25 protein-coding genes are annotated in these 22,083 nt (G+C 59.8%); 16 read left to right on the plus strand and 9 right to left on the minus strand.

The window, feature by feature from the left end; genetic code table 11:
• Positions 1 to 272: 272 nt before the first annotated feature.
• A complete protein-coding gene (gene betC / locus EV130_RS11765) occupies positions 273 to 1,787 on the plus strand; it encodes a choline-sulfatase (RefSeq protein WP_132660364.1) in 1,515 nt (504 codons plus the stop codon).
• A 25-nt stretch (positions 1,788 to 1,812) separates the two neighbouring features.
• Here betC and EV130_RS11770 read toward each other — a convergent pair whose 3' ends face one another.
• The gene (locus EV130_RS11770; protein ID WP_074059929.1) at positions 1,813 to 2,520 is read right to left on the minus strand and encodes a glutathione S-transferase family protein; all 708 of its coding nucleotides are present in this window, start codon (positions 2,518 to 2,520) and stop codon (positions 1,813 to 1,815) included.
• A 113-nt stretch (positions 2,521 to 2,633) separates the two neighbouring features.
• Between EV130_RS11770 and EV130_RS11775 the strand changes: the two genes are divergently transcribed.
• Complete coding sequence (locus EV130_RS11775; protein WP_132660366.1) at positions 2,634 to 3,530, plus strand: LysR substrate-binding domain-containing protein; 897 nt, start codon at positions 2,634 to 2,636, stop codon at positions 3,528 to 3,530.
• 9 nt (positions 3,531 to 3,539) lie between these two features.
• Here EV130_RS11775 and EV130_RS11780 read toward each other — a convergent pair whose 3' ends face one another.
• Complete coding sequence (locus EV130_RS11780) at positions 3,540 to 3,842, minus strand: ArsR/SmtB family transcription factor (protein WP_074059927.1); 303 nt, start codon at positions 3,840 to 3,842, stop codon at positions 3,540 to 3,542.
• Positions 3,843 to 3,892: 50 nt separating this feature from the next.
• Here EV130_RS11780 and EV130_RS11785 point away from each other — a divergent pair, with 50 nt between their 5' ends.
• Positions 3,893 to 4,831 (plus strand): threonine/serine dehydratase, encoded by a 939-nt coding sequence (locus EV130_RS11785; protein WP_132660368.1) that lies wholly within the window; start codon positions 3,893 to 3,895, stop codon positions 4,829 to 4,831.
• 400 nt (positions 4,832 to 5,231) lie between these two features.
• Here EV130_RS11785 and EV130_RS11790 read toward each other — a convergent pair whose 3' ends face one another.
• Positions 5,232 to 6,815 (minus strand): peptide chain release factor 3, encoded by a 1,584-nt coding sequence (locus EV130_RS11790; RefSeq protein ID WP_074059924.1) that lies wholly within the window; start codon positions 6,813 to 6,815, stop codon positions 5,232 to 5,234.
• Positions 6,816 to 6,905: 90 nt separating this feature from the next.
• On the opposite strand from EV130_RS11790, the gene dut reads away from it, so the two are divergent.
• Both dut and EV130_RS11800 read left to right on the plus strand, forming a co-directional pair.
• Entirely contained in the window at positions 6,906 to 7,376 is a 471-nt protein-coding gene (gene dut, locus EV130_RS11795) for a dUTP diphosphatase (RefSeq protein WP_074059923.1), read from the plus strand.
• Positions 7,373 to 8,272, plus strand: a complete 900-nt coding sequence (locus EV130_RS11800) for a GNAT family N-acetyltransferase (RefSeq protein WP_132660370.1) — start codon at positions 7,373 to 7,375, stop codon at positions 8,270 to 8,272. The genes dut and EV130_RS11800 overlap by 4 nt, the downstream gene beginning before the upstream one ends.
• Before the next feature lie 21 nt (positions 8,273 to 8,293).
• Here the strand turns inward: EV130_RS11800 and EV130_RS11805 are convergent, their stop codons facing one another.
• Complete coding sequence (locus tag EV130_RS11805) at positions 8,294 to 8,755, minus strand: Lrp/AsnC family transcriptional regulator (RefSeq protein ID WP_074059921.1); 462 nt, start codon at positions 8,753 to 8,755, stop codon at positions 8,294 to 8,296.
• Between the two features lie 112 nt (positions 8,756 to 8,867).
• On the opposite strand from EV130_RS11805, the gene EV130_RS11810 reads away from it, so the two are divergent.
• Positions 8,868 to 9,764, plus strand: a complete 897-nt coding sequence (locus EV130_RS11810) for a DMT family transporter (protein WP_074059920.1) — start codon at positions 8,868 to 8,870, stop codon at positions 9,762 to 9,764.
• Here the strand turns inward: EV130_RS11810 and EV130_RS11815 are convergent.
• A complete protein-coding gene (locus EV130_RS11815) occupies positions 9,751 to 10,311 on the minus strand; it encodes a cysteine hydrolase family protein (protein WP_074059919.1) in 561 nt (186 codons plus the stop codon). The two genes, EV130_RS11810 and EV130_RS11815, sit on opposite strands and share 14 nt — an antisense overlap.
• Positions 10,312 to 10,416: 105 nt before the next feature.
• Between EV130_RS11815 and EV130_RS11820 the strand changes: the two genes are divergently transcribed.
• Positions 10,417 to 11,034, plus strand: coding sequence for a LysE family translocator (locus EV130_RS11820; protein ID WP_132660372.1), 618 nt, complete (start codon positions 10,417 to 10,419; stop codon positions 11,032 to 11,034).
• 133 nt (positions 11,035 to 11,167) lie between these two features.
• Positions 11,168 to 12,130: a cysteine synthase A gene (gene cysK / locus EV130_RS11825; RefSeq protein ID WP_074059917.1), complete on the plus strand. Its 963-nt coding sequence runs from the start codon at positions 11,168 to 11,170 to the stop codon at positions 12,128 to 12,130.
• 274 nt (positions 12,131 to 12,404) lie between these two features.
• Here cysK and gshB read toward each other — a convergent pair whose 3' ends face one another.
• From gshB to rsmI, 3 genes are all read right to left on the minus strand, one after another.
• The gene (gene gshB / locus EV130_RS11830; RefSeq protein ID WP_074059916.1) at positions 12,405 to 13,352 is read right to left on the minus strand and encodes a glutathione synthase; all 948 of its coding nucleotides are present in this window, start codon (positions 13,350 to 13,352) and stop codon (positions 12,405 to 12,407) included.
• Positions 13,353 to 13,447: 95 nt separating this feature from the next.
• Positions 13,448 to 13,951: a cupin domain-containing protein gene (locus tag EV130_RS11835; protein ID WP_074059915.1), complete on the minus strand. Its 504-nt coding sequence runs from the start codon at positions 13,949 to 13,951 to the stop codon at positions 13,448 to 13,450.
• A gap of 268 nt (positions 13,952 to 14,219) precedes the next feature.
• A complete protein-coding gene (rsmI, locus tag EV130_RS11840; RefSeq protein WP_245520051.1) occupies positions 14,220 to 15,140 on the minus strand; it encodes a 16S rRNA (cytidine(1402)-2'-O)-methyltransferase in 921 nt (306 codons plus the stop codon).
• 243 nt (positions 15,141 to 15,383) lie between these two features.
• Between rsmI and dnaN the strand changes: the two genes are divergently transcribed.
• The 7 genes from dnaN to EV130_RS32900 all read left to right on the plus strand — a co-directional run bounded on the left by dnaN (position 15,384) and on the right by EV130_RS32900 (position 20,386).
• On the plus strand, positions 15,384 to 16,502 hold the full coding sequence (dnaN, locus tag EV130_RS11845) for a DNA polymerase III subunit beta (protein WP_132551208.1): 1,119 nt from the start codon (positions 15,384 to 15,386) through the stop codon (positions 16,500 to 16,502).
• Positions 16,503 to 16,619: 117 nt separating this feature from the next.
• Complete coding sequence (pmtA, locus tag EV130_RS11850) at positions 16,620 to 17,213, plus strand: phospholipid N-methyltransferase PmtA (protein WP_074059913.1); 594 nt, start codon at positions 16,620 to 16,622, stop codon at positions 17,211 to 17,213.
• A 1-nt stretch (position 17,214) separates the two neighbouring features.
• Positions 17,215 to 17,802 (plus strand): histidine phosphatase family protein, encoded by a 588-nt coding sequence (locus EV130_RS11855; RefSeq protein WP_132551210.1) that lies wholly within the window; start codon positions 17,215 to 17,217, stop codon positions 17,800 to 17,802.
• 1 nt (position 17,803) lies between these two features.
• Positions 17,804 to 18,496: an orotidine-5'-phosphate decarboxylase gene (gene pyrF, locus EV130_RS11860; protein ID WP_074059911.1), complete on the plus strand. Its 693-nt coding sequence runs from the start codon at positions 17,804 to 17,806 to the stop codon at positions 18,494 to 18,496.
• A gap of 79 nt (positions 18,497 to 18,575) precedes the next feature.
• Positions 18,576 to 18,863, plus strand: a complete 288-nt coding sequence (locus tag EV130_RS11865; RefSeq protein WP_074059910.1) for a DUF1330 domain-containing protein — start codon at positions 18,576 to 18,578, stop codon at positions 18,861 to 18,863.
• Positions 18,864 to 18,974: 111 nt separating this feature from the next.
• Positions 18,975 to 19,955: a complex I NDUFA9 subunit family protein gene (locus EV130_RS11870; protein ID WP_132660374.1), complete on the plus strand. Its 981-nt coding sequence runs from the start codon at positions 18,975 to 18,977 to the stop codon at positions 19,953 to 19,955.
• Positions 19,956 to 20,233: 278 nt separating this feature from the next.
• Complete coding sequence (locus tag EV130_RS32900; RefSeq protein ID WP_027510599.1) at positions 20,234 to 20,386, plus strand: hypothetical protein; 153 nt, start codon at positions 20,234 to 20,236, stop codon at positions 20,384 to 20,386.
• Positions 20,387 to 20,435: 49 nt separating this feature from the next.
• Here the strand turns inward: EV130_RS32900 and EV130_RS11875 are convergent, their stop codons facing one another.
• Positions 20,436 to 21,236: an undecaprenyl-diphosphate phosphatase gene (locus EV130_RS11875; protein ID WP_074059909.1), complete on the minus strand. Its 801-nt coding sequence runs from the start codon at positions 21,234 to 21,236 to the stop codon at positions 20,436 to 20,438.
• Positions 21,237 to 21,384: 148 nt separating this feature from the next.
• Between EV130_RS11875 and EV130_RS11880 the strand changes: the two genes are divergently transcribed.
• Entirely contained in the window at positions 21,385 to 22,077 is a 693-nt protein-coding gene (locus tag EV130_RS11880) for a glutathione S-transferase family protein (protein ID WP_074059908.1), read from the plus strand.
• The last annotated feature ends 6 nt before the right edge of the window (positions 22,078 to 22,083 follow it).

A 22,083-nucleotide genomic window follows, 5' to 3' on the forward strand; every position in this document is an offset into this window, starting at 1 on the left:
TGATCACCCATTGAAAAATGCCAGCTTTACAAGGGGAACTAACCTGATGTTCAATAAATTGCTCGAATAACAGGGAAACTGCAACGGAAAGAATTCGACCATGAACCGGTTCGCGGCCAGCCTCCTCTTTTGCCTCCGCGGCGTCCGGCTTCCCGCACTTTCTGAAGGCGGATGGAAGGCCATCGATGCGTAATCTGCGGCGCATTCGACGGGAAGCCTGCTGCCGATACGGCGAAAGCTCGCTTTGCCTCTAATTCCAGGACAAACTACACATGGAACGTCCCAATATTCTCATTCTCATGGTCGACCAGTTCAACGGAACGCTGTTTCCGGACGGGCCGGCCGAGTTTCTTCACGCTCCGCATCTGAAGGCATTGGCGCAGCGTTCAGTGCGTTTCGCCAACAGCTATACGGCAAGCCCGCTCTGCGCTCCGGCGCGAGCCTCCTTCATGTCGGGCCAGCTTCCCAGCCGGACCCGCGTCTATGACAATGCCGCGGAATTTGCCTCCGACATCCCGACTTACGCGCACCATCTGCGGGCCGCCGGATATCAGACAGCACTATCCGGCAAGATGCATTTCGTCGGTCCAGATCAACTTCATGGCTTCGAGGAGCGGCTGACGACCGATATCTATCCTGCCGACTTCGGCTGGACGCCAGACTACACGAAACCCGGCGAGCGCATCGACTGGTGGTATCACAACCTCGGATCGGTCACCGGCGCCGGCGTCGCCGAAATCACCAACCAGATGGAATATGACGACGAGGTCGCCTACCACGCGACCCGCAAGCTCTACGATCTTTCGCGCCGGCAGGACGAGCGTCCATGGTGCCTGACCGTCAGCTTTACGCACCCGCACGACCCTTACGTGGCAAGGCGGAAATTCTTCGATCTCTACGAAGACTGCCCGGCGCTCGACCCTCAGGTCGGACCGATCCCGTTCGAGGAGCTCGATCCGCATTCCCAGCGCCTGCTCGAGGCCTGCGACTACAAGGCTTTCGACATTACGCCCGAACAGATCCGCCGCGCGCGAAGGGGCTACTTCGCCAGTATCTCCTATGTAGACGAGAAGATCGGCGAGATCCTCGACGTGCTCGAGCGCGGACGGATGGCAGAAAACACCATCATCCTGTTTGTCTCCGACCACGGCGACATGCTCGGCGAACGCGGGCTTTGGTTCAAGATGTGCTTCTTCGACGGTTCGGCGCGGGTGCCGCTAATGATTGCCGCTCCAGGCTGGAAGGCAGCGCGTATCGACCAACCGGTTTCAGCGCTGGACGTGACGCCGACGCTGGCGGGGCTTGCCGGCCTCGACATAAGTTCACTCAAGAAATGGACCGACGGCGAGGATCTGGCCCCTCTCGCCACGGGCACCGGCAGTCGCGGCCCGGTTCCGATGGAATATGCTGCGGAGGGCTCGATCGCGCCGCTCGTGTGCCTGCGCGACCGGCGCTACAAGCTGTCGCTCTGCCAAAAAGATCCACCGATGCTCTTCGACCTAGACGCCGATCCGCACGAGCTCCGGAACCTCGCTGCGGACCCGGCCCATGCCGCGACGCTCACGGCATTGACCGACGAGGCCAATAGTCGCTGGAACCTTGCACATTACGACCAAGCCGTGCGGGAAAGCCAGGCACGCCGCTGGGTCGTCTATGCAGCGTTGCGCAATGGCGCTTATTATCCCTGGGACTACCAGCCGCTGCAGAAGGCCTCCGAGCGCTATATGCGCAACCACATGGACCTTAACGTCCTGGAAGAGAACAAGCGATATCCGCGCGGGGAATGACCCGCGCGGATCGTGCTTGCAAGCATCAGGCAGCATGCTTCAGATAGCCGAGCGCGTCCTCCAGCGTGACATGGCCACGAAAGTCACCTGTGCTTTCAGCCGGTTCTTCGTGTTCGATCGCCAGGGCAAAGCGCACTGCTGGATTTTCCTGCAGCCTCTCATAGAGGCTGTTCAGTGCCGGGAATTGCTTGCGATCGACGACATCATGAAAGTCGTTCCAGCGTGCGATGCCGGCGAAATAGGCATCGGCAAGGCTGGGTCCCTTGCCAAGCAGCCACTTGCGGCCGCCAAGAAGTTGCTCGAGTTCCCTATGGACCTTTTCCACCTTTCCAACGCCATAGGCGGTCAGCGCCTTCCTGGCGTCCGGTTCGAGCTCATGCTCGATCGTGTGCCACAGTGGGCTGAACGCGTTGAAAAAGCTGGTGTTCAGATAGGCGAGCATCTGGTTCAGCTGATCAAACTCGGGGCTGGCCTGTGCAAAGCCGAGCCCCTTGCGGATGTGGCCGGAAGCGATGTGGTTGAGGATTGCCATGCTCTCGCTGATGACACGGCCATCGCCAAGCATGAGCGAAGGTGTTTCGCCGATTGCGTTGATCCGCCGGTAGTCTTTGCTCGAGACCACCTTTGGCATCTCGATGCGGCAAAGATGATAGGGCGCACCTGACCATTCGAGTGCGACGATGGAGGCAAAGGAGCAGCCTTCCGGCACGCCGTAAAATAAAATCGGAGACATTCGTCGTTCCTTTCAGGATTGAACTGATTTCACGATCAGAATATCGATTTGTGGACGATCGCCGAACAGACCTTCAAAATGCACATCAAAGTCTACAAATCTGGAAGATCAGATTGAGCTCCTTTAACCTCAACGACCTCAGCCTGTTCGTTCACGCAGTCGAAGGCGGCAGCTTCACGGCTGCTGGACGGCGCCTTGGAGTCCCTAAATCGACAGTGAGCAAGCGGGTTGCCGAGCTCGAGGCGAAGCTGGACGTGCGACTGATCCAGCGCACCTCGCGCAGCTTTTCGCTCACGGATCTGGGACGCGATTTCTTCGAGCACGCGCGGGCAGCAGTCATCGAAGCGGAGATGGCCGAAAGCATTGTCCGGTCGCGTCTCGGCGAGCCGAGCGGCACCGTGCGCATCACTGCCTCGGTGCCGACTTCGCAGTTCACGCTTGCCGGGCATTTGCCGGACCTTGCGATCCGATACCCGAAGCTTAAAGTCCTTCTGCATGTCACCGATCGCTTCGTCGATATCGTACAAGAGGGCTTCGATATCGCAGTACGCAGCCATCAGCTACCGCCTGCCGATTCAAGCCTCGTGCAGCGTAAACTGGCAGAGCATGAATTTCTTCTCGTTGCCGCGCCATCCTATGTCGATAGGCACGGGGTTCCACAAAGGCCGGAAGATCTCGCAGCGCATGCTGCCGTCATGCCCAGCCTCACCGAGACGGCCTGGCGGCTTTTGTCCGCCGCAGGGGACGACAAGCTCGTCAAGCCAGCGCCGGTCATGGCGGCCGACGAACCGTTCGTCCTGTTGAAAGCTGCGGCGGCGGGAATGGGAATCACCATTCTTCCGACTTCCGTCTGCCGAGAGGCCATAGAGCAAGGGCGATTGCTCCGTATCCTGCCGGAATGGACGGCGGGAAACATCACGACAACGGCGCTCCTGCCGCATCGGCGCGGCCAACTGCCATCAGTGCGCGCCGTCCTGGATTTCCTGAGCGAGCGGCTGGGGCAGCCATGAGCCCTCCGGTCACAGGTCGGCGAAAAGTCCCTGCTTCAGCGCCGCGATGCGGTCTTCATTGCGCCGATAGAAGATCCATTGCTTGATTCGTTTTGCCTGTACCAGCTCCGCCTGCACCAATATGCGCATATGTTCGCTGAGCGTTGCCGGAGTTATGCCCAGCTTTTCGGCGATGAGCACGGCGCAGACACCGTCATCGTCCAGGTCGCCATCCACCTGAGGCGAAAAGTGCTCCCGCGGTTTCTTCAACCATTCGAGAACGACGAGGCGTCGTTCATTGGCGAGGGCTTTCAGAATACCAGCATCTTGCATTTCGTTATTTTGCCAAGTAACGAAATATTGTCAATCCATGGAGAGCGTGCATGCCGAACGCCCTTTCTGCCGAACGCATTGCCGAAATCGAAGGGCTGATCCGCCCCTATATCCGTCGCACGCCCATGATGTCCGTCGACATGCAGGATTTCGGGGGAGCGCCCTTCAAAGTCGACCTCAAGCTCGAATGCCTGCAGCATTCCGGCTCCTTCAAGGCACGCGGCGCCTTTTCCCATCTCCTTACGCGGCAGGTTCCCGCAGCCGGCATCGTGGCAGCCTCCGGCGGCAACCACGGCGCGGCCGTTGCCTATGCCGCATCGCGGCTTGGCGTGCCGGCTACCATCTTCGTGCCGGCCGTCACCTCGCCTGCCAAGGCGCAGAAGATCCGCGCCTACGGTGCCAGTCTCGTCATCGGAGGAGAGCGTTACTCCGATGCGCTGGCGGCGAGCGAGACCCATGAGCGGGCAACCGGGGCGCTTGCCGTACATGCCTATGACCAGCTGGAGACGCTGCTCGGCCAGGCAACGCTCGGCAAAGAGATCGAGGAGGACATGCCGGCCATGACCACATTGCTGGTCGCCGTCGGCGGCGGCGGATTGGTCGGCGGCATCGCGGCCTGGTTTGGCGGCCGGGTGAAGATCGTCGCCGTGGAATCGGATGGAGCGCCCACCCTTTACGAGGCCTTCAGAGCGGGCAGACCGGTGGATGCTCCGGCAGGCGGCATTGCGGCAGATTCGCTCGCCCCGAAGCGGGTCGGTGAACTGATGTTTCCGCTCGCGCAGCAATTCGTGCAGCCGCCGGTGCTGGTAACGGACGACGAAATCCGTACGGCTCAGAAAGCCCTGTGGGAAGGGGCCAGAGTCGTTGCCGAGCCCGGCGGCGCGGCGGCATTCGCAGCCGCACTCTCCGGCAAATATGTTCCGGCGCGCAATGAGCGGGTCTGCGTCTTGGTCTGCGGTGCCAACACGACGGCCGTGAAATTCGACTGACTTTTTTGGCGGCAACGGCATAGATCTGCACTCGCTTGCGCCTGCACCGGCCGCTCGAGATCAGTGGAACGCGCGATATGGCTGCGCGTGCAGCCGACGTCTTCCGGGCAATCAACCTGGCCGGGACATTCGACCGCCTGATGTTTTCAAAACCGCACCTTGATGGCCATGCTGGCATGGCAGCTCGGGCGAATTCTGGCCGGGGCACAAACGACTACGGGCAACATCGTGCAGCTGACCCGCGACCTGCGCGACCGCATCTTTTGGCAAAGGCAAACCACAATGGGCAGGTGGCGGCGAGCTCGGAGAGCGCCGGGTTGCCCGCAACAGTCGTGGTCTTCGAACGCTGCGGGAGGACTGGCTGGTCGATCGAGTTTGTTGCCGCCGCGTAAATGAGAAATCACGCCGCCTTAGCGACGTGATATTCCTTGATTGCGACCATCTTGATTGCCGGATAGCGTTCTGCCTCGTAGCGCAGGGAGAAGCTGTCCTGTGCCAAGAACACGGGATCGCCGTCGAGATCGCGGGCGATATCGCCACGTTTGACCGTCAGGAACTTTTCGAGTTCTGCAGGCTGCTCGGCCGACACCCAGCGGCAGACTGAAAAGCGCGACATTTCGAAAGAGACCGGCAGGCCATATTCCGCCTGCAGACGTTCCTTCAAGACATCGAGCTGCAGGGCACCGACAACGCCGACGATCGCCGGTGAACCGTCTTCGGGGGAAAAGAGCTGGACGACGCCTTCTTCGGCCATCTGCTGCAAGGCCTCCTTCAGCTTCTTCGCCTTCATCGCATCCTCAAGGCGGACACGACGGAGAATTTCCGGCGAGAAGTTGGGCACGCCCTGGAACACCAGCGCTTCGCCTTCCGTCAACGTATCGCCGATGCGCAGCGTGCCGTGGTTCGGAATACCGACGACGTCGCCCGCATAGGCGGTATCGGCGAGCTGTCTTTGCGAGGCAAAGAAGAACTGCGGCGCTGTGAGACCCAGTTGCTTGCCCGTGCGCGCAAGGCGTGCCTTCATGCCGCGTTCCAGCTTGCCTGAGCAGATGCGGGCGAAGGCGATGCGGTCGCGGTGGTTGGGATCCATGTTGGCCTGGATCTTGAACACGAAGGCTGTCATCTTGTCTTCGCTTGCATGTACCTTGCGGGTATCGGCTATCTGGTCGCGCGGCGGCGGGGCGAATTCCCCGAGCGCATTGATGAGATCGCGGACACCGAAATTGCGGAGCGCCGAGCCGAAGAACACCGGCGTCATGTGGCCTTCCAGAAAAGCCTTGCGATCGAAGGGACGGCAAGCCTCCATCGCCAACTCCGTCTCGTCGATGAAGGCAGTCCGCTCGTTTTCCGGCAAACGGTCAGCGACGCTACGAGGACCGTTGACCGGCGTTGCTTCCACTTCCGTATCTGAACCGCGCACAGTGCTTGTGGCCAGGTGATATGAGCCACAGAACGTCTTGGAGCGGCCGATTGGCCAGGTGATCGGAGCTGTGTCGAGCGCCAGTTTCTCCTCCACCTCATCAAGGATTTCGAACGGATCGCGGCTTTCGCGGTCCATCTTGTTGATGAAGGTGATGATCGGAATATCGCGCATGCGGCAGACTTCGAAGAGCTTCAGCGTACGCGGCTCGATGCCTTTGGCGGCGTCGATCACCATGACGGCGGCGTCGACAGCTGTCAGCGTGCGATAGGTATCATCGGCGAAGTCTTCATGGCCGGGCGTGTCGAGAATGTTGAAGACGTTGTCATCGTATTCGAAGGTCATGACGGAGGTCACCACCGAAATACCGCGCTCGCGCTCGATCTTCATCCAATCCGACCGGGTCTGGATGCGATCCTTCTTCGCCTTGACTTCACCGGCGAGCTGAATGGCGCCTCCGAAAAGAAGCAGCTTTTCGGTGAGCGTGGTTTTGCCCGCGTCCGGGTGCGCGATAATAGCGAATGTGCGGCGGCGAGAAACCGCCTCGGCGAGACTTTCGGCCATGATGTGAATCCTGTGGAATTGCGGCGTATCTAGCGATTAAAGCCCGCCATTGCAATTGACCTTGGGCGTCCCGGCGCAAAGTAATGTCCCATGACCATTCACAACGACATCCGTCCGCAGCTCAACCTCGTCCGTTTGCCCAATGGCGTAGGTCTCGACCTGCCCTCCTATGAGACGAGCGGTGCTGCGGGCATGGACATTCGGGCGGCTGTGGCCGTCAACGAACCGATGACGCTCGCGCCGGGCAATCGCGCTCTGGTGCCGACCGGCTTCATCTTCGAAATTCCGGATGGCTATGAAGCCCAGGTTCGGCCCCGTTCCGGCCTCGCTTTCAAGCACGGCATCACCTGCCTCAACACTCCCGGCACGATCGACAGCGATTACCGCGGCGAAGTGAAGGTACTGCTCGTCAATCTCGGCAATGAGCCGTTCGAAATCACGCGCGGCATGCGCATCGCACAAGTCGTGATTGCACCGGTCACCCAGGCGCGTGTTGCAGAGGTCACCGAAAGCAGCACCACGGCTCGCGGCGCCGGTGGCTTCGGCTCGACCGGCGTATGAGCAAGTCTTTCGATAGCGCCGGGCTGACCTTTCGAAAGGACTATTTTGACGATCGGGCGGCATGGACAGCGCTCGTTTCTCTCCTCGACGATACATTCGGCATCGATATCGGGCCGCTGCGCCATCTGGGCGGCCCGGACCCGACCAGCATGCCTTTCGGCTGGTTTGCCTCCAACGACACGCTCGCCGCCAATCTCACCGCCTTTGCCATGCCAATCGTCGTCAATGGCCGGCAGATCGAAGCAGGCGCCTTCCAATCCGGTGCCGTTCGCCCGCCATGGCGCCGACGCGGGCTTTACCGCGACTTGACGCGGAAGGCGCTTGAATGGTGCGAGGGCCGGCAGTTTGAGGCAATCGTGCTCTATACCGACAAGCCTTCGCTCTACGAATCTTACGGCTTCAGCATCCTGCCGATGCACCGCTACTGCGGGGGAGCACCAAAGCCAAGGTCCGCCACAAATTCTGCCCGACAGCTCGATCCATGGAACAAGACCGATTTTGCTTTGCTGCAGGAGGCGCTGAAGACGCGGGCACCCGTTTCGGACGTGCTGGCCGTTTCCGGCAATGCGGCGATGTTCCTCGTCAATACCCAACTCGATACAGAGGTTCGTCTGAGCTGGCTCGATGAGGAGAAAGCCATCATCGCGTGGAAAGCCGGAGCAGCTGGCCGCTTCAGCCTGCTCGACGTCGTCGCTGCTGAAATTCCCCCGCTTGCCGTCATCCTCGGAAGACTCGGCGCATTGCCTGAACACGTCGACGTCTTCTTTTCGCCGGACAAGCTTGATTGGGGCGGAGAGGCTGTCGCCTTCGACAACGGTACGGCCTTCATGCTCCGCACGACGACGGATCTCGCGCCTGCGTCGCCTGCAATGCTCTCACCGATGGCGGACTTCTAGCAGGTCGGTTCGCGCAACCGTTCAGCGGCCCGAAAGCGGCGGCAGCCGACGTTTGACCGGGGAAGCCTTGATCATCGAGGTGTTGGTCTCTGCCCTTTCGGCCACCTTGTCCAGGATAACGTCGAGTTCGCCCATCGAGCGGACGACGAGGCGGGCGATGAAGCAATCGTCGCCGGTGACCTTGTCACATTCGATAAATTCCGGGGTTTCCTGGATGATCCGCTCAACCACGTGCAACTGTCCCGGCAGCGGCCGGACGCGGACGATTGCCTGTAGCGGATAGCCGAGGGCAGCCGGATCGATATCGATCGTGAAGGCCGTGACGATGCCGCGCTCTTCAAGTCTGCGCAGCCGTTCCGCCGCGCTTGGCGAGGAGAGGTGGGCCACTTGCGCCAGCTCTTTCAGAGAAATACGCGCGTTCTGCGCCAGCGCATCGAGGAGACGCTGGTCGATGCTGTCCAAGTGAGTTGCTCCGTTAGCCATTAATGTAATCTTACCTTTCTTTATTAGGCAAAATTCGCTCTACGCGCATTTAACTTTATAGAGATCAGCATACAAACGCAATAATCTCCAATGTCACAAAGAGGAGATCGCGATGCACAACGACATAGGCAAGGGCACAGTTGAGATGACGGCAGCAATGGTGGTTTCGGGGACGATCGGCTGGTTCGTCGTCATGTCCGGCCAGCCTGTGAGCGGAGTTGTTTTCTGGCGTTGCCTGTTTGGTGCTGCGAGCCTTCTCGTCATCTGCGGTGCTTTCGGATTCCTGAAACCCGGCATTCTCTCGCCGAGAACATTTGGCATCGCCGTGCTTGGCGGGATCGCCATCGTGGCGAACTGGCTGCTGCTTTTCGCCTCCTACTCGCACGCATCGATCTCGATTGCGACCACCGTCTACAATACCCAACCCTTCATGCTGCTGACGCTCGGCGCCGCATTCCTCGGCGAGAAGATCACTTTGACGAAACTGTTCTGGCTGGCGTTCGCCTTTGCCGGCATGGCGGCGATTGTCGAAGCCAAACCTGAGGCGGGCGTCGTTTCAGGCAGCTACGGACTGGGTATTGCGCTGGCGCTCGGAGCGGCCTTCTTCTATGCTCTGGCAGCAATTGCTGCAAAGTGGTTGAAGGGCACGCCGCCGCACCTGATCGCGCTCATCCAGGTTTCGACCGGCATTCTCATGCTGGCGCCCGTGACCGACTTTTCGGATCTGCCCACAACGGCCGGAGCATGGTCTATTCTCGTGGCGATGGGGGTCATCCACACCGGGCTGATGTATGTACTGCTTTACGGCGCCATCCAGAAGCTGCCGACACATCTTACCGGCGCCCTTTCCTTCATTTACCCGATCGTGGCGATCGCAGTGGACGGCCTCGCTTTTGGCCGCGCACTGCAGCCGTTGCAGATCCTCGGTGCAGCAATCATCCTTGTCGCGGCAGCGGGCATGAATCTCGGCTGGACGCCTTGGCAATGGCTGCGGCCTAGCCGAAATTGATCGCCGCTGCCTCTGCAAGCCGGATTTCGTGACTGCCGGCATCGAACTCGTCGAGCACGGCATTGTGGTGGGCAATGATCTGTTGAAAGCCGAGATCGCCCATGTCGGCCGTCATATGCCCGTCGGACATCAGCGTTACATCGTAGCCGAGCGACACGGCGCGCCGCGCGGTTGTATCGATGCAGAACTGGGTCATGCAGCCGCCCACCACCAGCCTTGTGATGCCGTTCTCCTTCAGGCACGTTTGGAGACCGGTTTCGAAAAACGAGTCGCAGCTGCGTTTGTGAATGACAATGTCGCGATCTTGAGGCGCAATCTCGTCGCGCAACAGCCAGCCGTCGCTGCCTTCAGCAAGACGGTGGGATGCCTGTCCGTCATGCTGGACGATGAAGACCGGTGCGTTCACCGCGCGGGCTTTGCGAAGGACCTCTGCAAGACGCGCCACGGTTTCGTCCAGCGCCTTGTCGATCAAAGGCTGGCGTTCGGTGCTTCCGAGGCCTTTCAAGATGGCTTTCTGAACGTCGATCAGCAGCAGTCCGGTTGTCATCGGCTTTCTTTCCTTTCAGCCCACTTCTACCTGATTCGAGCGTGGGAGCTCATCTTGAAAGCCGGCCTAAGCATCAGTAAGAGAAGCTGCCTGAGGAGAGCAAAGATGACCATTGCAGCCCTGCTTGCCTATAGCGGCGCCCTTTTTATCGCTGCGATAATTCCCGGACCCGGTATCACCACCATCGTCGCCCGCGCGCTCGGCTCGAATTTTCGCGAGACCTTCTTCATGGGTCTCGGCCTCGTTCTCGGCGACATCACTTACCTGACGGCGGTGATCCTCGGCCTTGCATTCGTGGCGCAGACCTTCACCGCGGTATTCCTCGTCATCAAATTCGCCGGCGTCCTTTACCTCTGCTATATCGCCTACAAGCTATGGACGGCGGGGCTTTTGCCGCACGATATTGCTGCGCGCAAATCGAGCAGCATCGGCATGTCCTTCCTGTCTGGCCTTCTGGTGACCCTCGGCAATCCGAAGACGATGCTCTTTTATATCGCCCTCGTGCCAACGCTGATCGACATCAGCCACGTCGGTCTTCAAGAATACGGCATACTTCTGATCGCAACCTTCGCGGTGCTGCTTTTGGTTTTGGTCCCCTACATGCTGCTTGCGTCGCGCGCCCGCACGATGCTGAAACAGCCGCGCGCGCTTCAAGCGCTCAATCGGGTTGCGGCGAGCATCCTGGCCGGTACCGCAGCCTTTATCGCTGCACGCGCAGCCTGAAAAAATCATTCGGCAAAGCACCCTTTCCAAACGATTTTTTCTTCCGGATGACACTTCCGTGGATCAAGCCCCTCTGGCCTGATTCGGCCTTTGACCCTATTCTCTCGCGCAACAATCACTAAGGGAGCGCACCATGTCGAGAAAACCGGGCCGCGGCCGCATCTACTCGTCGATCACCGATACCATCGGCGATACGCCTATCGTGCGCCTCGACAAGCTGGCAAGGGAAAAGGGCGTGACGGCCAATCTGCTTGCCAAGCTCGAATTCTTCAATCCGATTGCTTCGGTCAAGGACCGCATCGGCGTCGCCATGATCGAGAGCCTCGAAGTGCAAGGCAAGATTGCCCCTGGCAGGACGACGCTCATCGAGCCGACCTCCGGAAATACCGGCATCGCGCTCGCCTTTGCCGCTGCCGCCAAGGGCTACAAGCTCATTCTCACCATGCCCGAAACCATGTCGGTCGAGCGCCGCAAGATGCTGGCGCTGCTCGGCGCCGAACTGGTATTGACCGAGGGAGCGCGAGGGATGAAGGGCGCAATCGCCAAGGCGGAGGAACTTGCCGCAACAATTCCCGATGCCATCATCCCGCAACAGTTCGAGAATCCTGCGAACCCGGAAATCCACCGCAAGACAACGGCCGAGGAAATCTGGAACGACACGGAGGGTGCCGTCGACATCCTCGTTTCCGGCATCGGCACCGGCGGCACGATCACTGGTGCCGGCCAGGTTCTGAAGTCGAAGAAACCCGGCATCAAGGTAATTGCCGTCGAGCCCGAGGAATCTCCGGTTCTTTCCGGCGGTCAGCCGGGGCCGCACAAGATCCAGGGCATTGGCGCCGGATTTGCCCCGGCGATACTCGACACGAAGATTTATGACGAAGTCGTCACCATCAACAGCGCGCAGGCGATGGAAACGGCGCGTCTTGTCGCCAGGCTTGAAGGCGTGCCGGTCGGCATTTCCTCCGGCGCGGCACTGGCGGCGGCAATCAAGATCGGCAGCCGCGAGGAAAACAACGGCAAGAACATCGTCGTCATCATCCCTTCCTTCGCCGAGCGCTACCTTTCGACTGCTCTCTTCGAAGGTCTCGGGAGCTAATTTCCGGGTAAATCGGGGCGCTTCGGCGCCCCTTTCTCCGTCAGGAAACCGCCGTCGGCCGCTCGCCGGCAACGCTGGGGAGCATGCCGAGCACGACGAAACTCGGCAAGCGCATCCATCGGTACGACGCCAAGGCCGTCATCCGACCAAACGCAGGCAGGTCGAAGTGCACGCTTCCTTGGGGAGACCCGCAACAACGATAAAGCTACAGATTGACGTCTCAGCCGCAGTCAGTTGCAGAGCATGAACGAAGGCCAAAGAAAGCCGCAACGCCCTAAGGGCGCTTGCGCTCGATCGCATCCCAGAGAAGGCTTGCGATATCAGCGCCGCCGAACTTGCGGACCTCGCGAATTCCGGTCGGCGACGTGACGTTGATTTCGGTCATAAAGTCGCCGATGACATCGATGCCGACGAGCAGGAAGCCGCGTTCCCTCAGCGCCGGGCCGATGCGTTGGCAGATTTCCTTTTCACGTGCCGTGAGCTCGGTCGCTTCCGCGCGGCCGCCGACATGCATGTTGGAGCGGCTGTCGTGGTCGGCAGGAACCCGGTTGATTGCGCCTGCCGGCTCGCCGTCAACCAGGATGATGCGCTTGTCGCCCTTGCGGACATCGGGAAGATACTGCTGGGCGATAAAGGGTTCACGGAAAAGCTGGCCGAACATTTCGAGCAGCGAGGACAGATTGCGGTCGTCCCTCGTCGAGTGGAAGACGCCGGCACCGCCGTTTCCGTAAAGCGGCTTCAAAATGATATCGCCCATCTCGTCTCGGAAGCGGCGGACCTCGTCCGCGTCCTTGGTGATCAGCGTCTTCGGCATCAGGTCGGCGAATTCGGTGACGAAGATCTTCTCCGGCGAATTGCGAACCCATGCCGGATCGTTGACGACGAGCGTCTTCGGGTGAACGCGCTCCAAGAGATGCGTGGAGGTGATATAGGCCATGTCGAAGGGAGGATCCTGGCGCAGCAGCACCACATCCATGGTCGAAAGGTCGACACGTTCGGGAGCACCAAGCTCGAAATGATCGCCCTTCACGTCGCGCAGCAGCATCGGTTCGACGGAAGCGTAAAGCTTGCCATCGCGGAGACTGAGCCGCTCAGGCGTATAATGGAAAAGCTTGTAGCCTCGGGCTTGGGCCTCAAGACACACGGCGAAGGTGGAATCGCCTGCAATGTTGATGCCCGCGACATGGTCCATCTGGACCGCTACGTTCTTGATCTTGCCCATTTCCGTCCCTCAGTGAGTGCCGGACAGATGTAGGTCGCAAGCAAAGCAAACGCAACGGCCAATCAAGGACCTCCAGGTGCGGGCCTCAAGGATTTTCAGGCGGCGAAACCCTGCTGGCCGCTGCTGCGCAACAGGTTGCGAAGCCGATAGAGCATCGCCACAGGCTTGGGAAAGGGCTTTCGCAGAAAAGCGATCTTCCGGACGTAGTTGTCCACGCGCCAGTTCGCCCATGTACCACCCGCGAAGAAGGCAACGTCGCCGGCTCGTAGAGTGCGTTCCGTTCCGTCTTCGGCGGTGACGTGCACTTCGCCTTCGAGGATCATCACCGTCTCGTCCCAGCCGAAAAACCAGCGAAATTCTCCAGCTGTGCAGTCCCAGATTGCCGTGAACGATGCGTCGTCATGACCGCGGGAATGTTCGGCCGTGCGCGCCTGCGGGTCGCCATCGACGATCCAGTCCGGATTGATCGGGGTCGATTTCATCGGCAGGTGGTCGCTGGAGTGTGCAACGAAATTCCTGCCTCGTGCTGGCGCGACGACATACGGCAGCGAACGCGCGGCCATTGCAACTGCGCTTGCCAGCATGAGCTTCATGGCCATGGATCCCCCTAATCTGCTACCCAATCATTGCCCCAATAGCAGAAACCCGTAACAGAGGCGTTCAATCGGCCGCTAAAATTTTAGCAGTCCATTTCAACTCTTTGGGATATGCGTGTGCGACTGTCGGATGATGAGCAGTGAGCGCACCACCGGCACCAGCGCCATTGCCGCGATGACATCGCATTTTTATTTTAAACTGCCAGGCGCAGATCAGATGGTGAAGTCACAGCTCGGAACATGCGTTGTTTGCCGGCTAATGGTCGCACAGCTACTGCCCATCCTTGGCTTTCATATCAAGTAAGCGCTGGTAGAGTTCCTTGCGCGGCAACCCGGTGACGCGAGCTGCTTCGGCGGCTGCCTTTGCCGTCGGCATGGAAGTCGCAAGGTCGGCGAGGATGGCCTCCACATCCGATTCGTCCGCCGGCTGCTCTTGCGGTGGGCCGACGACGAGCACGATCTCGCCCTTCACATTGTGGTTTTCGCCATAATACGCAGCAAGCTCTGCAAGCGTGCCGCGGCGGAACTCCTCGTATGTCTTCGTCAATTCGCGGCAAACGGAAGCCCTACGGCTGGGCCCGAGCACGTCGGCGGCAGCAGCCAGCGTCGCGCCGATCCGATGCGGCGAGTCAAAGAAGAGGAGCGTCGCTGGAGCGGCGACAAATTCCGCCAGCCGGTCGCGCCGCGCTTTGTCCTTCGCCGGGAGGAATCCCGCAAACAAAAAGGTGTCGTTCGGCAGGCCCGAGCCGACAAGTGCGGCAAGCGGCGCCGATGCTCCCGGAATGGGAACGACACGGTAACCTGCTTCGATCGCAGATTGTGCAAGACGATAGCCGGGGTCAGAGACGAGCGGCGTCCCGGCGTCGGAGACAAGTGCAACAGACCTGCCCGCCTCCAGGGCCTGCAGCAATCGCGGACCGGCCTCGTCGGCATTGTGCTCGTGATAGGCAAAGGGCCGGTTGTGAATGCCGTATCGGTCGAGCAGAACGCGGGTCACACGCGTATCCTCGCAGGCGAGCACATCAGCGCCTGCCAGCGTTTCCAGGGCCCGCAACGTAATATCGCCCAGATTACCGATCGGCGTAGCGACAAGATAAAGTGCCGCTTCCAGCGGGCGCGCCGGGATGGCGACATTATGCAGCCGATAGCCGCGCTGCCTGCCGCCCTCGCCTGCCGTTTCCTCATTGTTCAATTTCGATGGCTCCTTTGGCTTTCTACCTTTATGCGCGGGCGTTTGGCCCGCAGCAAGTGTTCGGATTTCTGTGAGCATTGTCCCGGAAAACGGCATTTGCAGCGATGCTGCGTCTCGCACCCCTTGCATTCGTGAGCAAAGTTCTGCCATTTTGCCTGTCCACTCCTCCGGCCCGGAGCCGGACAGCATCTTCCGGCGCGTCTTGCGTGCTGGGGCAGTAACGGTCGAAAGCGGTAGCATCCCATGCGTATAACTATTGAGCGGTCAAACCTTTTGAAGTCGCTGAACCACGTTCACCGCGTGGTCGAACGTCGCAACACGATCCCGATCCTGTCCAATATCATGCTGCGCGCCGATGGCCAGAACCTTGACATGAAGGCGACGGACCTCGACCTGGAAGTGACCGAAGCGACGCCCGCCAATGTCGAGCAGGGCGGCGCCACAACCGTTCCGGCGCATCTTCTTTACGACATTGTCCGCAAACTGCCGGATGGTTCGGAAGTTCTTCTGGCAACATCGGCGGATGGCGGATCCATGGCTGTCCAGTCCGGCCGCTCGAAATTCTCGCTGCAGTGCCTGCCGGAATCCGATTTCCCGGATCTGACCGCCGGCACGTTTACGCATTCCTTCAAGCTGAGGGCGGCCGATCTCAAGATGCTGATCGACCGCACGCAGTTTGCGATCTCGACGGAAGAAACGCGCTACTATCTGAACGGCATATTCTTCCACACGATCGAAAGCGACGGCGACCTGAAGCTGCGTGCGGTAGCAACCGACGGACACCGCCTCGCGCGTGCCGACGTGAAGGCGCCCTCTGGCTCTGAAGGCATGCCGGGCATCATCATTCCGCGCAAGACGGTTGGTGAACTGCAGAAGCTCGTCGACAATCCCGACGCGGTAGTCACCGTCGAAGTCTCAGATGCCAAGATCCGCCTCGGCATCGACTCGATCGTCATGACCTCGAAGCTCATCGATGGCACCTTTCCGGATTACCAGCGTGTGATCCCCACCGGCAACGACAAGGAAATGCGCGTCGATTGCACGACATTCGCTCAGGCTGTCGACCGCGTTTCGACGATTTCTTCCGAGCGCGGTCGCGCCGTGAAGCTTGCGCTTTCGGACGGCCAGCTTCTGCTCACCGTCAACAATCCGGATTCCGGCAGCGCGACGGAAGAAGTCGCCGTCGGTTACGACACGGATGCCATGGAAATCGGTTTCAATGCCAAATATCTGCTCGACATCACTGCGCAGCTTTCCGGTGATCAGGCGATTTTTCTGCTTGCGGATGCAGGCTCGCCGACTCTCATTCGCGATACCGCCGGCGATGATGCACTTTACGTCCTGATGCCGATGCGTGTGTAAGCGCACGTCGCATTTGCTGCGCTAAAGTTTGCCGATTGCGACGTTTGGTCTTGTTTTTGCGCCAGAGGATGGCAAATAGGTAGCCAGCGGTTTAGTAAATTATTCGTGGAGGACGGCATGGCGTTGCGGCTGAAAGAACGGCTCGGCAAAAAGTTCGATGAAGAAATTCGTTTCTTCAAGGGCATGATGCAGGGGCCGAAAACGGTCGGCTCCATCGTTCCCACCTCCTCCATCACCGCCCGCAAGATGGCGAGCATCGTCAACCTGAATTCTGGCCTCCCGGTTCTTGAACTCGGTCCTGGCACGGGCGCGATCACCAAAGCGATCCTCGGGCGCGGAGTGAAGCCGGAAAATCTCGTCGCCATCGAATATTCGACGGATTTCTACGAGCATCTCGTTCGCCTCTACCCCAGTGTCCGCTTCATCAATGGCGACGCCTTCAACCTCGACAAGACGCTCGGCGACCTCAAGGATCAGACATTCGATTCCGTCGTTTCGGCCGTGCCGCTGCTGAATTTCCCGATGCAGGCGCGAATTGCCCTTCTCGAAAGCCTGCTCGACCGTATTCCGGCAGGAAGGCCGGTCGTGCAGATTTCCTATGGTCCCGTCTCGCCGATCATCGCACGGCCGGAGCGCTACCACATCCAGCATTTCGATTTTATCGTCCGCAATATTCCGCCGGCACAACTGTGGATCTACCGACGCAGCTGATATGTACGGGCTGTACATCACCCACCCGCAAGTGAAAATCGATCCGAACCTCGCGGTGCCCAAATGGGGTTTATCCGAGATCGGCGAGGCTCGCGCGCGCAAGGCGGCAGAAAGCAGCTGGGTGAGGCAGCTGCGCCGTATTGTTTCTAGCGACGAGACGAAAGCCATCGAGACCGCTGAAATTCTGTCCGCGACGGCTCATGTGGCCGTCGAAATCCGGCATGGCATGCATGAGAACGACCGGTCTGCAACGGGATTCCTGCCGCCTCCGGAGTTCGAGAAAGCCGCCGACCGGTTCTTCGCGCATCCGCAAGATAGTTTCAGAGGCTGGGAGCGTGCCGCCGATGCGCAGCAGCGCATCGTTTCGGCCTTCGACGCTGTTCTTGCCGACCACGATCCCAACGAGGCAATCGCCTTTATCGGGCATGGCGGGGTCGGCACGCTGCTCAAATGCCATCTTGAGAGCCGCGCCATCGCACGCGACCGCGATCAGCCGCCCGGCGGCGGCAATCTCTATTGTTTCAGCCTTGCGGACCGGCGCTTATCATGCGACTGGACGCCCATGGAATACTGGCACGGATGGATGTGAGATGAACGCACGCGAGCGGTTGATCGTCGGACTCGATGTTCCGACACTTGGCGAGGCCGAACAGCTCGTCTCGACGCTCGGCGACGACATTCTCTTCTTCAAGATCGGCTATCAGCTCGCCTTCGCCGGCGGTCTGGAATTCGCTCGCGATCTCGCACGAAGCGGCAAGAAGATCTTCCTCGACATGAAGCTGCTCGATATCGACAACACGGTCGCCTCCGGCGTCGAGAATATCGTGACGATGGGAATGTCCATGCTGACGCTCCATGCTTACCCCAAGGCGATGAAGGCTGCCGTCGAAGCGGCAAAGGGTTCCGATCTATGCCTGCTCGGGGTCACCGTCCTTACCTCGATGGACGAACAGGATCTGCTGGCCGCAGGTTACGAATACGACCCACATACACTGGTGCTGCGCCGTGCCGAACAGGCGTTGCTCGCTGGCATGGGCGGCGTCGTCTGCTCCGCCGAAGAATCCGCCGCCGTCCGGAAAATCGTCGGACCTCGCATGGCCGTCGTCACCCCCGGCATTCGCCCGGCTGGTAGCGAAAGGGGTGATCAGAAGCGTGTCATGACGCCCGCCGATGCCCTGAGGGCCGGCTCGAGCCATCTCGTCGTCGCCCGCCCGATCGTCAGGGCGCCCGATCCGAAGGAAGCGGCATGCGCCATTCTTGCCGAGATGGAAGCCGTTCTCTGACGCTTGAAGGACACAGCCGATACTGAGCATATCAGCAATTTGAACGACGTGGGCAACTGTCAACAGGGAGGAAAACACCATGGCAAAAGGGTATTGGATTGCACACGTCGATGTTCGCGATCCCGAGCGCTACAAGGACTACGTCGCGGCAGCAAAGCCGGCCTTTGAAAAGTACGGTGCAAACTTCCTCGCCCGCGGTGGTTCAATCACCGAACTCGAAGGTAAATCGCGAGCCCGAAACGTCGTCATCGAGTTCCCATCCATGCAGGCTGCGGTCGATTGCTACAACTCGCCGGAATACCAGATCGCTGCCCGGATCCGCCAGCAAGCTGCCGACGCGGAAATGATGGTCGTAGAAGGCATCTGAGCGCTCTTCGCACCTGCGAAGGCGAGGCAAGATGGACCTTTCCGTCGCGCTGGGTTTCGGCTAATACGAGTGCCGATCAACGCATCCATCAAGCCTTTCGAGGAGCCTGCCATGACCCTTGCCAATCTGCCGCCGCTCGTGACCGTGTTCGGAGGCTCTGGCTTTCTGGGCAGGCATATCGTGCGCTCCCTCGCAAAGCGCGGCTATCGCATCCGCGTCGCGGTGCGCCGGCCGGATCTCGCAGGCTTCCTGCAGCCGCTCGGCAATGTCGGCCAGATTTCTTTTGTCCAGGCGAACCTGCGATATCGCAATTCGGTCGATCGCGCCGTCGAGGGTGCCGACGTCGTCATCAACTGTGTCGGCGTGCTCTTTGAGACGGGGCGCAACACCTTCGATGCAGTGCAGGAATTCGGTGCACGCGCCGTGGCGGAAGCCGCCCGGGCATCCGGCGCGAAGCTCATCCATATTTCTGCAATCGGCGCCGACGCCCATTCGGATTCCAGCTATGCCCGCACCAAGGGCCGCGCGGAGGCGGCAATCCTTTCGATCAAGAAGGACGCCATAATCTTCCGTCCCTCCATCGTTTTCGGGCCGGAAGACGGGTTCTTCAACAAATTTGCGGAGATGGCTCGCCTTTCGCCGGTGCTTCCCCTCATCGGTGGCGGCAAGACGAAGCTGCAGCCGGTCTACGTGGAGGATGTGGCAGAAGCCGTGGCACGCGCCGTCGAGGGCAAGGCTGCGAGCGGAACGATCTATGAACTGGGGGGTCCCGAAGTGCTCACCTTCCGAGAGTGCCTTCAGATCATGCTGAAGATCACCGCCCGGAAGAACCGGCTGGTTTCCATCCCCTTCAGTCTCGCGTCGCTGATCGGCAGCATCGCTTCGCTCGTCCCATTCGTTAAGCCTCCGATCACGCCCGACCAGGTCCGCCTGCTGAAGCGCGACAATGTCGTTTCAACGAAGGCCGAAGCGGATGGCCTCACGCTGAAGGCCCTCGGCGTCACGCCGACAATGGTGACCTCCGTACTGCCGTCGTATCTGGTGCATTATCGCCCGCACGGCCAGTACACGGGTTCGGGAAAAGCAGCCTGAGAAAATTATCAATCGGGCAAGCGCCGCTCTGTCGATCACAGACGGCGTTTTCTTTTCGATTATTTCAGGCAGCCGGAGCCAAGTTTCGCGTGCTTCCAAAGCGCCCGGCCGGAAGGGCGTTGCATAAAAGACGCATCAAAAAATTAGTGAAATTAACGTCACATTTAGCTGCAACCTTTATTGCTATTTGCCATTCCACTGACTACACACCCCGCGCGTCCTGAACCGGACTCAGCGCCATTTGCGGCGCGCTAAATCGACTTGAAAGGCTTTATTCGATGGGCAAGTCAATCGCGCTTCTTTTTGCGTGTGCGGCACTGGTTATTCTCGCAGGTTCCTTCATCGCGCCCGGCTCGGTCGCAGCGGTGAAAGGTGGCTGCGCGCCGGCTTACGGCATCGATCCCTGTTCCACAGCCTCCCTCAACCACTGAGGCAAGGGCGGCTCCTTTCGCAGCCGCCCCTCTTGTCAAATACTTGAAATCAACCGAACAACGTCAAGCCGACGAGGCCTGCCGCGCCAATGAAGATTCGCCACCAGGCGAAGGGCGCATAGCCCCGGATCGAGACGAAGTCGAGCAGTGCGCGCACGACGAATAGCGCCGAGACGAAAGCCGCCACGAATCCGATGACGATGAGCATTCCGTCATCGAAGCTCAGCACATTGCGGTTTTCGTATAGATCCAGAGCGAAGGCGCCGACCATCGTCGGCATGGCGAGAAAGAACGAGAATTCGGCCGCAGAGCGCTTGTCGGCACCCATCAGCAATGCGCCGACGATCGTCGCGCCGGAGCGGGATGTCCCAGGGATCATTGCCAGGCATTGGAAGAAACCTATCTTCAGCGCCATCGGCAGGGAGAACTCCGTCACATCGTGATATTTCGGCTTGAACTGGATCTTGTCGACGGCAAGCAGGACGAGGCCGCCAAGGATGAGGACGACGCAGATCAGCATCGGCGTTTCGAAGAGCACGTTCTTGATGAAGTCGTGCGCCATTGCGCCGATGACGGCGGCAGGCAGAAAACCAAAGAGTACGGCAAGGACGAAATGCCGCGCCCGCGCGCTGCGCGGCAACGCAAGCGCCAGGCTCAGCAGCCGTTTGAAATAGACGAGAAGAATGGCAAGGATCGCGCCGAGCTGGATGAGAACGACAAATGTATTGCCCGGCGAGCGAAAGCCCAGGAAATGTCCTGCCAGCAGGACATGGGCGGTCGAGGAAACCGGTATGAATTCAGTAAGGCCTTCAATGAGGCCTAGAACGAGCGCGCTAAAGATATCAGCCATGTTTTATCCCTTGTGAGGCGGGCGAGGCCCGATTTGCTTGTATTGAAAGGGCCAAGCTCCTATAGCTGCAACGAATGAGTCATGACTAGGGCGCTATGATTATGAGTGCACCAGAGCATGCCGCGACAAATCAACACTTCGGGTATCGATGCCGACGCTTTATCATCATCCTATGTCATCCGCTTCACGCTTCGTCAGGTTGATTCTGAGCGAGTATGGCTTTCAGGCAGATCTCATTGAAGAGCAACCCTGGGAAAAGCGGCGCGACTTTCTGGCGCTCAATCCTGCCGGTACCCTGCCTGTCTATGTCGACGACAGCATGCGCGCTCTTTGCGGCGCGACCGTCATTTCGGAATATCTCGATGAAACGCATGGCGTGCTGAAGCGCGACCGGCGGCTTCTTGCGGAGGATCCTTTCCAGCGCGCGGAAATTCGCCGCCTCGGTGAATGGTTCATGCAGAAGATGGAGACGGACGTGACACGGCCCCTTGCCCGCGAACGCGTGTACAAGCTGCAGATGAGCGCAGATCAGGGCGGCGGAGCACCGGATTCGAAGATCCTGCGCACGGCACGCGCCAACATCCGCCAGCATATGAAATACCTGACCTGGCTTGCCGGTTCGCGGCAGTGGCTGGCAGGAGATCGCATGAGCTATGGCGACCTCGCCGCGGCCGCTTCGCTGTCGATCCTCGACTATCTCGGCGAGATCGACTGGACGGAATCGCCGGTCGCCAAGGATTGGTACCAGCGCATGAAATCACGACCGTCCTTCCGCCCGCTGCTGACGGAGCGGGTGCGTGGGCTCACACCGGTCTCTCACTACGCAGACCTGGATTTCTGACGAGGG

Origin of the sequence: Rhizobium azibense (genome assembly GCF_004342325.1) — a bacterium.
Classification (GTDB): domain Bacteria; phylum Pseudomonadota; class Alphaproteobacteria; order Rhizobiales; family Rhizobiaceae; genus Rhizobium; species Rhizobium etli_B.